At 67.9% G+C, this 13,174-nt stretch carries 10 protein-coding genes, 1 tRNA gene and 2 pseudogenes; 6 read left to right on the plus strand and 7 right to left on the minus strand.

All coding sequences use genetic code 11. The annotated features are described in order from the left end of the window. The first annotated feature begins 17 nt into the window (after positions 1 to 17). Positions 18 to 278 (plus strand): helix-turn-helix transcriptional regulator, encoded by a 261-nt coding sequence (locus AC5Y6X_RS19535; protein ID WP_499988878.1) that lies wholly within the window; start codon positions 18 to 20, stop codon positions 276 to 278. 43 nt (positions 279 to 321) lie between these two features. Here AC5Y6X_RS19535 and AC5Y6X_RS19540 read toward each other — a convergent pair whose 3' ends face one another. Beyond that, positions 322 to 1,824, minus strand: coding sequence for a SulP family inorganic anion transporter (locus tag AC5Y6X_RS19540; protein ID WP_499988533.1), 1,503 nt, complete (start codon positions 1,822 to 1,824; stop codon positions 322 to 324). Between the two features lie 242 nt (positions 1,825 to 2,066). Further along, complete coding sequence (locus AC5Y6X_RS19545) at positions 2,067 to 3,092, minus strand: NAD(P)H-dependent glycerol-3-phosphate dehydrogenase (RefSeq protein ID WP_499988534.1); 1,026 nt, start codon at positions 3,090 to 3,092, stop codon at positions 2,067 to 2,069. 143 nt (positions 3,093 to 3,235) lie between these two features. Here AC5Y6X_RS19545 and AC5Y6X_RS19550 point away from each other — a divergent pair, with 143 nt between their 5' ends. Then, positions 3,236 to 4,645, plus strand: coding sequence for a trypsin-like peptidase domain-containing protein (locus AC5Y6X_RS19550; RefSeq protein WP_499988537.1), 1,410 nt, complete (start codon positions 3,236 to 3,238; stop codon positions 4,643 to 4,645). 23 nt (positions 4,646 to 4,668) lie between these two features. Here the strand turns inward: AC5Y6X_RS19550 and AC5Y6X_RS19555 are convergent, their stop codons facing one another. Further along, entirely contained in the window at positions 4,669 to 6,180 is a 1,512-nt protein-coding gene (locus AC5Y6X_RS19555; protein WP_499988539.1) for a flavin-containing monooxygenase, read from the minus strand. Positions 6,181 to 6,264: 84 nt separating this feature from the next. Beyond that, entirely contained in the window at positions 6,265 to 6,756 is a 492-nt protein-coding gene (locus tag AC5Y6X_RS19560; protein ID WP_324681062.1) for a YajQ family cyclic di-GMP-binding protein, read from the minus strand. A 71-nt stretch (positions 6,757 to 6,827) separates the two neighbouring features. Here AC5Y6X_RS19560 and AC5Y6X_RS19565 point away from each other — a divergent pair. From AC5Y6X_RS19565 to AC5Y6X_RS19575, 3 genes and pseudogenes are all read left to right on the plus strand, one after another. After that, a tRNA-Tyr gene (locus tag AC5Y6X_RS19565) sits at positions 6,828 to 6,913 on the plus strand. A 78-nt stretch (positions 6,914 to 6,991) separates the two neighbouring features. Continuing rightward, a pseudogene (locus AC5Y6X_RS19570) lies at positions 6,992 to 7,510 on the plus strand (peroxiredoxin); the annotation flags it as partial. 96 nt (positions 7,511 to 7,606) lie between these two features. Next, positions 7,607 to 7,939: pseudogene (locus tag AC5Y6X_RS19575) on the plus strand (DUF742 domain-containing protein); the annotation flags it as partial. 34 nt (positions 7,940 to 7,973) lie between these two features. Here the strand turns inward: AC5Y6X_RS19575 and AC5Y6X_RS19580 are convergent. Further along, the gene (locus tag AC5Y6X_RS19580) at positions 7,974 to 9,302 is read right to left on the minus strand and encodes a hypothetical protein (RefSeq protein WP_499988541.1); all 1,329 of its coding nucleotides are present in this window, start codon (positions 9,300 to 9,302) and stop codon (positions 7,974 to 7,976) included. Between the two features lie 75 nt (positions 9,303 to 9,377). Between AC5Y6X_RS19580 and AC5Y6X_RS19585 the strand changes: the two genes are divergently transcribed. Further along, positions 9,378 to 10,829, plus strand: a complete 1,452-nt coding sequence (locus tag AC5Y6X_RS19585) for an amidase (RefSeq protein WP_499988543.1) — start codon at positions 9,378 to 9,380, stop codon at positions 10,827 to 10,829. 3 nt (positions 10,830 to 10,832) lie between these two features. Here AC5Y6X_RS19585 and AC5Y6X_RS19590 read toward each other — a convergent pair whose 3' ends face one another. Beyond that, the gene (locus tag AC5Y6X_RS19590; protein ID WP_499988544.1) at positions 10,833 to 12,197 is read right to left on the minus strand and encodes an HNH endonuclease signature motif containing protein; all 1,365 of its coding nucleotides are present in this window, start codon (positions 12,195 to 12,197) and stop codon (positions 10,833 to 10,835) included. 83 nt (positions 12,198 to 12,280) lie between these two features. Next, a complete protein-coding gene (locus AC5Y6X_RS19595) occupies positions 12,281 to 13,174 on the minus strand; it encodes an NYN domain-containing protein (protein WP_499988545.1) in 894 nt (297 codons plus the stop codon).

Below are 13,174 nucleotides of genomic sequence, written 5' to 3' on the forward strand. Positions count from 1 at the left end.
GTTAATCCGTTGGCTACCTGGGAGCGGTGATTCCTATGCCGGACGTTAACTCGATGGATATTCACGAAGCCGGCCTGTCACTGGACCTGCCCGATTTGATATTCGAGACCCGCGCCGGCGCCGGAATGAACCAGGCCCAGCTGGCCGAGGCGCTCGGCGTCGGCCGGGAAGCCGTCGCCGCATGGGAGAGCGGGAAGGACGTGCCACGCGTCGACGTGCTGGCGCGCCTGGCCCAGGTGTGCGGCAAGCGGCTGCACATCAGGATCGACGTCGACTGACCCAGACGCCGCCAACTAGGCGACGGCTTCTCGGCGACGGCTTCTAGGCGACGGCTTCGGGCTCGGCGGCTTCGTCGGCCTCGATCAGGCTGCGCGGGGGCCGGCGGGTGAGGTGGCCCGTCTCGAACACGCCGTGGATCCGGACCGTGCCGCCGGTTGCCTCGTACTGGTGCTGCCAGTCGGTAATGGCCTGGTGCGCAGCGTGATCCATGTAGTTGACCGAGATGCCGACCGACACCGTGTGGCCGGCCGGGACGGAGGCCAGCACGCGCGTCAGCCGGGGCAGGGCAAGGAAGGTGCACGCGGCGCCCTCGATGCCCACGTGCCATCCGTCGCGCACGGGCCTCGCCTCGACCTTCACCCGGATCACCCGCCATCCGGTCAGCGCGACGGCCAGGGCGAGCCCGATCATCACACCGTGCAGCAGGTTGAGGAATATGACGCTGACCGCGGTCACCACGTAGACGGCGAGATCCCCGTGCTTCATTGCGGTTTCGATGTGCGCGGGCTTGAGCAACTGAATGCCGATGACGATGAGCAGGCCGGCAAGCGCGGCGGTCGGGATCAGCTCGACCAACTCCGCGAAGGGGACCGTGAACAGCAGGATCCACAGACCGTGCAGCATCGCCGAGGCGCGGGATTTCGCCCCGGCGTTGACATTGGTTGAGCTGCGCACGATTACGCCCGTGATCGGCAGCCCGCCGATGGTCCCCGACACGACGTTCGCAACGCCCTGCCCGACCAGCTCGCGGTCGAAGTCCGTGCGCGGCCCGTGGTGCATCCTGTCGACGGACACCGCCGACAGCAGGCTCTCCACGCTGGCGATGAGCGTGACGGTGATGACGCCGATGGCCACGGCGCCCCAGTTGCCGTGCGGAATTTCGGGCAGCTGCAGGGCATTCAGCGGCGACTCGTCGATCTCAATCCGCCGCACGTGGAACGGGAACGCAACCGAGATAACCGTCACGGCGACGATGGCGACCAGCGGGCCCGGAATGAAGCGTAAGCGGGCCGGGACCCAGCGCCAGGCGACCAGGATGGCGATCACCAGTACACCCAGTAGCACCCCCGGCCGGTGCGCGCCGATGATCTGGCCCGGCAGGCCGATCAGGTTGTGCCAGGCCGTGCTTTTGGACTTCCCGCCCAGCAACACGTGCGCCTGCTGCAGCGCGATCGTGATCCCGATGCCGGCCAGCATGGCGTGCACGACGACCGGTGAGATCGCCAGCGCCGCCCGCGCAACGCGGCTGAGCCCCAACAGAACTTGCAGCACACCCGCAGCCGCGGTGATCAAACACGTTACCCCCCAACCGAAGTCGGAGATGAGCTCGGCCACAACAACGGTCAGGCCCGCCGCGGGACCGCTGACCTGCAGCGGTGATCCGCCGATGGCTCCGGCGATGATGCCGCCGACGATCGCGGCGATCAGACCGGCCAGCACCGGCGCGTTCGACGCGATCGCGATCCCCAGCGACAGGGGAAGCGCGACCAGGAAAACCACGATCGACGACGGCAGATCATGCCGGAGGATCGATCGCATCTGCATCGGTGGCTCCCTCGTCAGTACCCTAGCGGGGGACGTTCCGATGTCCCGCCCTTGCGTTCAGTAACGTCGGCGTAACTGATTGGTGCACAGACGATTACACCTTGCGCACGCACGCTGGAACCGCCTGGCTACCTCGTTCGACGGTATTGGGGTCGTTCAGTGGGGGTCAAGCCGACGTGGCGGGCGCATATCGAATGCAAATGTTTGCGTTACGCCCCGTTAAAGAACGCTGCACGGCCGAGTCAGAACCCGGAGCCGTACACCTCGTGCCCCGGCGCCTCGGCGATCAGGCCGTGATAGGCCTGTTCGACGGTCGAGCCGTGGTTGATGACGGCGTCGACTTCGCGGGCGATCGGCATGTTCAGGCCGAATTCGTTGGCGAACTCCATGATCACGCTGGCGGCCTTGACCCCCTCGGCGACCTGGTTCATGGATGCGATGATCTCGTCGATCGCCTTGCCGGCGCCCAGCTGCTCGCCGACGTGCCGGTTGCGGCTGCGCTGGCTGGTGCAGGTGACGATGAGATCGCCGAGGCCGGCCAGCCCGGGGAAGGTGTCGGGCTGCCCGCCCATGGCCACGCCCAGCTTCGTCATCTCGCGCAACGCGCGGGCGATGACCAGGGCGCGGGTGTTTTCCCCGATGCCCAGCGAGTAACCCATGCCGACCGCGATGGCGAAGACGTTCTTCAGCGCCCCGGCCATCTCCGCGCCGACGACGTCGTCGGTGGTGTACACGCGAAAGCGCCGGGTGCGGAACAACGCGGCCAGCCGGGTCGCCAGATGCTGGTCGGGCATCGCCAGCACCGCCGCGGCGGCGTACCCCTCGGCCACCTCGCGGGCGATGTTCGGGCCGGCCAGGATGCCCGCCGGGTGCCCGGGCAACACCTCTTCGACGATCTGCGACATCCGCATGTTGGTGCCCTGCTCGAGGCCCTTGACCAGCGACACCACCGGCACCCACGGGCGCAGTTCCTTCGACAGCTCGGTCAGCACGCCGCGGAAACCGTGCGAGGGCACCCCCATGACGATGACGTCGGCGCAGTTGGCGGCCTCGGCGAAGTCGGTGGTGGCGCGCAGGGTGTCGCTCAGGATGACGTCGTTGCCGAGGTAGCGGTGGTTGCGGTGATCCTCGTTGATGTCCTTGGCGGTCGCCTCGGAGCGCACCCATTGCAGCGTCGGCCCGCGGCGCGCACAGATCGACGCCACCGTGGTTCCCCAGGAACCGCCACCGAGGACAACGACTTTGGGTTCGCGCATCGCAGCTGACATGGCGTTCAGCCTATTGCCGTAACCGCACATTTAGTAGCGGTTCAACTCGAAACCAACGACCCCGGCACATGGGACTTCGGTCCCTACCCCGCGCCGTGCGCCGTGCCGGATCGTCAAGGGCAGGTGCGACACGAGGAGGCATGATGCGCAGACGCGCTCGCTGGGGACGGGCGTTCGCGTCGTTGGCCGCGGCCGGCCTCACGGTGCTGGGCGGCGCGCCGGGCGTCGCGGCCGCCGACGGCGCCCGTCCGCAGGTCAACCCGGAGGAAAGGGCCGCCGCCATGATCCGGCCGGCGGTGATGTACCTGGCCGCCCAGGCTTACGGCCAGGTCCGGCTGCCCGGCGGGCAGACGCTGTCCCAGTTCGGCATGGGTTCGACGTTCCCGTTCGTCGCGACCTGGGGCTGCACCGGCTTCGTCGTCAATCCCGACGGCTGGGTGGCCACCGCAGGCCACTGCGTCGATCCCACGACCGCCAAGGACTTGATACTCAAGAACGCCGCGGGCGCCTACATGGACCAGTTTCCGGACGCGCCCACGGGCCGCGACCTGGTCGCCACGATCGAGTGGCTGCAGAAGAACGCGCGGGTCGAGGGCGACACCCCCGACCGCGGCCCCGAGACCAGCCTCACGGTGCTGTACGGCACCGGAACCAAGGTCGCCGGGAAGCTGACGGCCACCGTCGCGGAGTTCAGGCCGCTCGCCAAAGGCGATGTCGCCCTGCTCAAGGTGGAAAAGCACAACCTGCCGTCGGCCGAGCTGGCCACCGACGCCGATGTCACCATCGGCACACCGGTTCTCGCGGTGGGCTTCCCGCAGGCCACCCAGCGCATCACCGGGCCCTCGCTGGACCCGACGAACAAGAGCGGCACGGTCAGCAAGAAGTCGACCGTGGAATCGATGCCGGAATACGAGATGAACGCTCCGGTCACGGAGGGCATGAGCGGCGGGCCGACGATCAACCTCAACGGCAAGGTGATCGGGGTCAACAGCTTCGCCCCCGCCGACGAACCGCAGCCGTTCAACTTCATCGCACCCGCGGACCGTCTGGCAGTGATGCTGGCGGGCAAGGGTTTCAAGCCGATGCTCGGGCCCGCCGACGTGTACTACCGAAAGGGGCTCGACCATTACTACGCGGGCCGCTACAGCGACGCGATCAAGGATTTCGACCAGACCCTGGCGCTGTCACCCGACTATCCGGGGCTGGCCGACCTCCGGACCAACGCGGCCAATCTGCGTCAGCAGTACGGTGATACGTCGATATTCCACAACTCAAACCTGTTGTGGTACATCGTAAGTGGTGCTTTGGTGCTGCTCGCCGTCGGCGGGCGGGTGGCCTTCGTGGTGCTGAGGGCCCGTCGGCGGCGTCGCGCCGAAACCGGGCCGGCGGCCGAACCCGATGGCGGTGCCGTCAAACCGCTTCGCGCGATCCGCGCGCAACGACCGACGGCCACGGAGCCACACTTCTGCGCGAATTGCGGAACCGAGCACCACCCCGCGGAAAACTTCTGCCCGAACTGCGGCATGCAGATACATACCGGGGAATCCGCCTAGGCGTGCGCCCTGATAGGGGTGCTTCATCCCGCCAGGGGCGCCCGGTCGCCGGCGCGGCCGAACACCATCGCCTCCTCGATGCGGTCGAACTTGTAGTCGATCGCGTCGGCCAGGTAGTTCTGCCGCACGTTCCACGGCCGCTTGGTGCCCGACTTCGGCAGCGCGTGCAGTGCCCGCTTCACGTAGTTGGCCTGAATGTCCCAGGCCGGCTTCTCGGCCATCGGTTGGTCGCCCAGGTGCGGGGCGGCGTGCGTGTAGCCGTGGGAGGCCATGTGCGCCATCAGCTTTGCCGTGGCCCGCGCGGTGATGTCGGCTCGCAGCGTCCACGACGCGTTCGTGTAGCCCACGCACCAGAACAGGTTGGGCACATCTTCGAGCATGTGCGCCTTGTAGACGAAGCGGTCCCGCGGATTGATCTCTACGCCGTCCAGGCTGATCGACGCGCCGCCGAGCGCCTGCAGCTGCAGGCCGGTCGCGGTGACGATGATGTCGGCGTCGAGGTGGCCGCCGGACTTCAGCGTGATGCCGCCCGCGTCGAAATGGTCGATGTGGTCGGTGACCACCTCGGCGCGGCCCGCGGTGATCGCGGCGTACAGGTCGGCGTCGGGGATCAGGCACATCCGCTGGTCCCACGGGTTGTACCGCGGCTTGAAATGGGTGTCGATGTCGTACCCGTCGGGCAGGTTCTTGGTCGCCACGTGGCGCAGCAGCCGCTTGACCAGCCCGGGCGTCTTGCGGGAGAAAAACCAGAACACCGCCTCGGTCAGCGCGGAACAGGTACGGGTCACCAAGTGAGCGGCCCTGCGCGGCAACACTTTACGGGCGACCGCCGCGACCCTGCTGTACTTGGATGCGGCCATCATGTAGGTCGGCGAGCGCTGCAGCATGGTCACCTTCGCCGCGCGCTCGGCCAGCGCCGGGATGAGCGTGACCGCGGTGGCCCCGCTGCCGATCACCACGATCTTCTTGCCGGCGTAGTCCAGGTCTTCCGGCCAGTGCTGGGGATGCACGACGATGCCGCGGAACCGCTCGATGCCGGGGAAGTCGGGGGTGTAGCCCTCGTCGTAGTTGTAGTAGCCGCTGCCGAAGAACACGAACCGGGAGCGGTATTGCTTCTGGGCCCCGCCCTGTTCGACGGTGACCGTCCAGGTGTCGGTGGACGAGTCCCAGTCCGCCGCGCGGACGTAGCTGCCGAACCGGATATGGCGGTCGATGCCGTACTTGTGCGCGGTTGCCTCCAGGTACTCGCGGATGTGGACGCCGTCGGCCACGCCTTCCCTGCGGGTCCAGGGTTCGAACGGGAAACTCAGCGTGAAGATGCTGCTGTCGGAGCGCACGCCGGGGTAGCGGAACAGGTCCCAGGTGCCGCCGATCTGCTCGCGGCGCTCCAGGATGGTGTAGGTCAGCTGCGGGTTGCGCTCGGCGATCCGGTAGGCCGCGCCGATGCCGGAGATGCCGGCGCCGACGATCACGACGTCGAAGTAGGCCACCTCGGCCGCGCTGTCGCCGGGGGCCTGCTGGGGAGCCACGGTCATCGTGAACCTCGCTTGGTGTGTGGGACTCGTCACCAGATTAGGCACCCACCGGTTGGTTGGGCCAGCCCGGCGGATTGGGGAGCGCTACCGGTAGTTGACGAACTGCAGCGCCACGTCGAGGTCGGCCTTCTTCAGCATCGCGATGACAGCCTGCAGGTCGTCGCGCTTCTTGCTGGTGACCCGGATCTCGTCGCCCTGGATCTGGGTCTTGACGTTCTTGGGGCCCTCGTCGCGGATCAGCTTGGTGATCTTCTTGGCGTTCTCGCTGCTGATGCCCTGCTTGAGGGTGCCGGTGATCTTGTAGGTCTTGCCGGAGGCCTGCGGCTCGCCGGCCTCGAAAGCCTTCATCGAGATGTCGCGGCGGATCAGCTTTTCCTTGAAGACGTCGACGGCGGCCTTGACCCGCTCCTCGGTGGACGACGTCAGCTCGACGGCCTCGTCGCCCTTCCAGGCGATTTTGGTGTCGGTGCCGCGGAAGTCGAACCGGGTGGCCAGCTCCTTGGCCGCCTGGTTGAGCGCGTTGTCGACCTCCTGCCGGTCGATCTTGCTGACGATGTCGAACGATGAGTCCGCCATTCGATCCGTCCCTTCATCGGAGGTGATAGCCGTTTGTGCCCTGTCTACTCGTTCGTTGTAACCTGTCTGGCGGCAGGTTGCCCGAGCGGCCAATGGGAGCGGACTGTAAATCCGTCGGCTTACGCCTACACAGGTTCGAATCCTGTACCTGCCACCAGTATCGACGTAGGTGAGTCGGCGTGGCCTGAGCCGGTCGCGTTCCCGCCTGGTAGCGCTTCCGCGTTAGTCTTTGCCGATGATCGCGGGCGAGAAGGCGCCTGACTTCACTCTGCACGATCACACCGGTCGGCCTCGGACACTGTCAGCGCTCCTTTCCGATGGGCCGGTGGTGCTGTTCTTCTTCCCGCTAGCGTCCTCACCGATCTGTACAGCGCAGGCTTGTCATTTTCGGGACCTGAGCAACGAATTCGCCACGATCGGCGCCCAGCGGGTGGGGATCAGCACCGACACCGTCGACAAGCAGGCGCACTTCGCCCAACAGCGCTCGTTCGACTATCCGCTGCTGTCCGACGCGGACGGCGTGGTGTCCGAGCTGTTCGGGGTGCGCCGCGGCCGGCTCGCCAAGCTGCGTAGGTCCGTCGTGACCCGTGAGGCTACCCGGCGTGGCCGGCACGCTCGGCGCCGCGGCCTGCTGTCCCGGCTGCTGCCGGTCAGGCGGACCACTTTCGTCATCGACACCGACCGCACCGTGCTCAAGGTCGTCTCCAGCGAGCTGCGCGCGTCGGTGCATGCCGACCAGGCCCTGTGGTTCCTGGAGAACCACTACGTGCCGCATGGTTCCCCAGACGTCCCGGAGAAGCAGGCCGGCGACTGGACCACTGAACCGGAAACCGTGGACGAGCCGAACCCGGTCCGGCCGTACGCGCTGACGGCCGGCCGTACCGACTCCGATGTCGAGTTGGCACTCGAGGCTCAGGTCGAAGCGCTCAACGCGTCAGCGAAGCCGCCGCGCTGGCCGAGAAACGATGTGCGGGGCCAGATCCTGACGTTGTGCGCGCACAGCCCCTCGGTCGCGGAGATCGCCGTCCGTCTGTCCTTGCCGCTCGGTGCGACGCGGTTCCTGGTCGGCGACCTGGTGACACAGGGGTATTTGCGGGTGCACGCCCCCCTCGCCGACTCGATGACGATCGACGAACGATGCGAACTGATACGACGGACCCTGCGTGGCTTGCGGGCACTCTGAGGGGTGGGGTCTATTTCGAGAGCGGCCGCAAGGCTCAAAACCACGGGCCGGGGTAGTGGCCGTCCTGGTCTTGCACCATCACGATCTCCTTGCACTCGCCGGTGGAGTCGGCCGCGGTCTCGCCGCGGCACACCAGCGTCCAGCCGTTGATCCGCGTGAACGGGCGGACCGCCCAGTTCGAGGCGACCGGATCGGTGCCGGGCAGGGCGATCACCGAGAACGTGTTGCCGACGTTCGTGATGTAGAGGTGATCGCCGAAGAAGGTCAGTTTGGCAATCGGCAGCTTCATGGCCTCGTCGCGGCCTTTCAGCAAATCCCAGTGCTGGGTTCGCAGATTCCACACCCCGAACCCGAACTGCGACGTGTCCGAGACCCGGCCGTCGACGAACAATTTCCCGTCCGACAGCGTTGTCGACAGCCCGCCGCCGGAGATTCTGTCGGAATCGCCGATCTTGACGATTGATTTGGAGTTCAGGTCGAAGAACATGGTCGACACGGCGGTGGGCGAATCCTGATGCGTGATCTTCACGAGTTTGTCTGGGCCATCGGATAATTCGGCATCGACGGCGACCACATTGTTGTCCTGATAGATCGCCTCGCCGTTGGGCCGGCGCAGCTCGGCGTCCGACGGGTGGCCCTCGGTGGTGTTCCGCTGGAACGCGAGGACGTCCTGCCAGGCCCGGGCGGGCTGCGGGTCGCTCCACGCCACCGAAAGGTCTGAGCCGGAAAGGATTACGGTCCGCGGCGGTGACGTGGGGGCGTGGCCGTCGGTGAACGCGTTCACCCACGCCACACCGGATGCGGTTGCGGCGAGCCCCCATTCGCTCGGCGCGGCCAACTTCAGGTCCGGGGCGGGCGGCTGCAGCTCCTTGGCTGCCAGCGGCTGGCCCGACGTCAAATCGAAGGCATAGGCGGTCGTCTTGGTGACCTCGGGGGCCGGCGCCTGGGCCGGCTTGGCGGTCGTCACCAGGTAGACGACCCGCAAGCCATCCGCGGTGCCCGTCAGCGCACACATGCCGCCCGTAAGGTTCTCGCCCGCGGGAACCGTCGGGGCCGCCGGCCCCACGTACTGTCCCGTTTTTGGGTCGAAGACTTTGGGGCGAATGTCCGCGAGCGCCGTCTTGGTCAGTGAGAACCTTTCCGGACACCCGAAGTACGCCGTTCCGCCATAGCTCTTCCAATCCTTTTCCAGGGGGCCGGTTATCGGAGCCGGCGCGGGGGCGGCGGACGTCGCAGCGGAAGCCGTCGTCGAGGTTGTCGGGGTCGTTGTTGGTGTCACCGGCGGCGGCGCCACCGTCGCCGAACACGCGGCGATGACAAGACAGACGCCGGGCGCGACGAGGGCGACCGCGTGCCGGGGCATGACCAACGAGCGTAAAGCCGGCCCGCCGCAACCGCGACTCCGGCGGTCGTGATCACACGTGGTACACCATGAGCCATGGGTGGTCTTGCCGACGAGACGCGATGGATGGACGCCACGGCTCAGGCGGCGCTGGTGGCCAGGGGCGAGATCACACCGGGCGAGCTGTTGGAGGCGGCGATCGAGCGGATCGAGCGGTCCAACCCGTCGCTGAACGCCGTCGTCATCGAGTGGTTCGAGCACGCCCGATCCGTGGCCGCCGACCCCGCCCTGCCGCGCGGGCCGTTCCACGGGGTGCCGTTCCTGCTCAAGGACCTCTACACGAGCTTCGCCGGTCAGACCCTGTCGAACGGCAACATCGCGCTAAAACGAGCGGGCAAGATCGACACCGCCGATACGACGCTGGTGGCCCGCTTCAAGGCGGCCGGGCTGGTGATCGCGGGGCGGACGAACAGCCCCGAGATGGGCAGCCTGCCGACCACGCAGCCGCTGGCCTGGGGGCCGACCCGCAATCCGTGGGCGCTGGATCGCACGCCCGGCGGTTCGAGTGGCGGCGCCGCCGCAGCGGTGGCCGTCGGGATGGTGCCGTTCGCCAACGCCTCCGACGGCGGCGGGAGCATTCGCATCCCGGCTTCGTGCTGTGGGCTGGTCGGCCTCAAGCCGAGCCAGGGCCGGATCACCGTCGGGCCGGTGCGCTCCGAGTCGGGGCTGGGGGTCGAACTGTGCGTCAGCCGCACGGTGCGCGACACCGCGGGACTGCTCGACGCGGTGCGCGGTCCCGGGGTCGGCGACAGCGTGATCGCGCCGGCGCCGCTGCGGCCCTACCTCGAGGAGGTGGGGGCGAATCCCGGTCGCCTGCGCATCGGCCTGCTCGACGTCCATCCGCGCGGCGGCTTCCTGCACCCGGACTGCGTCGAGGCGGTCCGCTCGGCGGCGTCGATGCTGGAGGGCCTCGGCCACATCGTCGAGCCGACGTGGCCGGCCTGCCTGTCCGACAGCACCCTGCAGGCAAAATTCATGGGGCTGTGGGTGACACAGCTGGCGATGACGGCGCGCGGGTTCAGCGCGGCCCTCGGGCGCGAGGTCACCGCCGAGGACATCGAGCCGGTCAACTGGGTGCTGATCGAGCGGGCGCGGCAGCTGAGCGCCGTCGATTACGCCGCGGCGCTGGAAGCGGCATGGGCCTTCCGCCGCACGCTGCAGCAGTGGTGGGCGGACGGCTGGGACCTCCTGCTCACCCCGACGGTGGCCGAACCGCCGCCCCCACTAACGGAATTCGAGAACGATCCCGAGCATCCGACGGCACCGATGCGCCGCGGCGGTGAATTCGCCGCGTTCACACCGCCGTTCAACATGAGCGGGCAGCCGGCGATCAGCCTCCCGCTGCACCGCAACGCCGACGGCCTGCCGATTGGCGTGCAGCTGGCCGCCGCCTACGGGCGGGAAGACGTTCTCATTCGCGTTGCCGCCCAACTGGAATCGGCGCATCCCTGGTCGTCGGTTCACCCGCCGATCCCTGGCGCGGGCTGAGTGTCAAACGGGTTCGTCGTCGTCTTGGCCGCGCAGGAATCGTTCGGGGTGGTGGAAGCTGTTTGTTCTGGGTTGGCCGCGGTCGAGGTGTGGGGGTGGTATCCATTCGGTTTCGCCTCTTGTGTTGGTGCGGGTGGTCCAGCCCTTCTCGACGAGTCTGTTGTCCGGGCCGCAGGCCAGGCCGAGGTCGTCGATGTCGGTGCGCCGCGTGCTGGTCCATCCTGTTACGTGATGGACCTGGCTGTGATAGGCCGGGGCGTCACAACCCGGCCTGCTGCACCCGCGATCCTTGGCGTAGAGCATGATGCGTTGTGCGGGGGAGGCCAGCCGCCTGGTGTGATACAGCGCCAGCGGCTTGGCGCCATCGAACAGCGCCAGGTAATGGTGGGCGTGGCCGGCCCAGCGGATCACATCCGACATGGGCACCAGGGTGCCGCCGGCGGTCAGCGCCTTGCCCGCGGCGGCCTCCAACTCCCGCAGCGTGGCGATCGCGATGATCGACACCGGCAACCCGTTGTGTTGGCCCAACTTTCCGGAGGCGAATAAGCCACGCAGTGCGGCCAAAAACGCGTCGTGGTTGCGCTGGGCTGCGGTGCGGTGATCGCGGCGCACCGCCTCCTCATCGGGGGCCGCATCCACGATCGGGGTTTGGTCGTCGGGGTTGCAGGCGCCGGGGGCGGCCAGCTTGGCCAGCATGGCCTCGATCGCCGCGCGCAGCTCGGGGGTGATCATGCCGCTGATGCGCGACATGCCGTCGTATTCCTGGGCGCCCAAACTGATGCCGCGCTTGCGGGCCCTCTCTTGATCGCTGAAGTCGCCGTCGGGGTGCAGCCAGTCCATGATCCGCTGGGCGTAGCGGGCCAGCTCGTCGGGGCGGTAGTGGGCGGCGTGCTTGGCCAAATCGGCGTCGGCGGCCTCGCGGGTGCACAGGTCGATCTCGGCGGGCAGGTGGGCGAAAAAGCCGCGGATCACCTTGACGTGCCCGTCGCCGATGAGCCCAGCGCGTTGGGCGGTGGCGGTCGCGGCCAACCGCGGCGCCAACAACTCGCCGGTCAGCGCGCGTCGTTCACCGAGGTCGTCGGCGTCGTCGATGCGCCGGGCGGCCTCGGCCCGGGTGATGTGCAACCGGTCGGCCAGCGCGGTGCGCAGGCTGCCGCCCAGCTCTTCGGCGCAGGCGTGGGCGCCGATCTGGTTGATCAAGGTGTGCTGCGGGGCGCGTAGCCGCCGGGCCTCGTGTTCGAGGTGCTCCAGCAACGCCAGCCTCTCGGGAGTCGTCAGTGCGTCATAGGAATGCCCGAGAACGCGCGACACCGCCGCGCGCAGCGCGTCGTAGTCCTCCTGGACCTCCTCACGCGTGCTCGCACCCATGCCCCCACTCTATCGAACATCTGTTCGAATCACACTTCAATCGCGCAATCTGTGGATAAAGCCGCAACTGTGGACTAAATCGCTCAGTCCGATGCGCGCAGCCGCACCATCCGGGTCGTCGAACTCTCGTCCAACTCGACGACGTCGGAGCGCGAACGCAGGAAATCGCTGAAGGACTTGAACCCCAACGACTTCTCGCTGAACGACGGGTCCATCCGCTTCATCTGCGCCTTCACCGCCGAGTTGTGCAGCCAATCGACGTCGTCCTTCTCGAGGCCGATCTGCAGCGCGCGGGTCAGCAGCGCGGTGGCGGCGGCTTGCGGATCCGGTGGCTCCTCGGGCTCCTCGCGCTTGGCCGTCTTGCCTCCGGCGCGCTTCCTCGGCTTGGCCGCCTCACCGTCGGTGGGCGCGGGTTCGGGCTCGAACACCGGCACCCCGGGCAGCGCGTCGTAGATGACGAACTCGTCGCAGGCCGCCGCGAGCGCGCGGCTCGACGCGCCGGCCACCCCGATGCCCACGACATACCGGCCGAGCCTCTTGCAGCGCTGCGCCAGCGGGATGTAGTCGGAGTCGCCCGCGACGATCACCACGTGGGTCAGGTCGGGCAGCCGGAACATGTCCTCGACCGCGTCGACGGCGAGCCGGATGTCGGCGCCGTTCTTGCCGTAGGCCGCGGCCGGGAACAGTTGCACCAGATCGACCGCGCGGGCCACCAGCTGTCCGCGATACCCGGCGTTGACCTCCGCCGACCAGTCCGCGTAGGCGCGGGTGAGCACCAGCGTCCCGAACGACGACGCGAAGTCGATGATCGCGCCGACGTCGACCGTGGCCCGGGCCAGCCGCTCGTGGTACTGCTCGAGCCCACTGGCCTTGTCCCGCTGGAACGAGTTGCGCCCGATCACCTGGTCGTACCGCGAGATCACGATGTTGTCGAAGTCGAAGTAGACCGCCACGCGGGCCGCGCCGGGTTCGGTCAT

This window comes from Mycobacterium sp. NGS26, assembly GCF_059813025.1.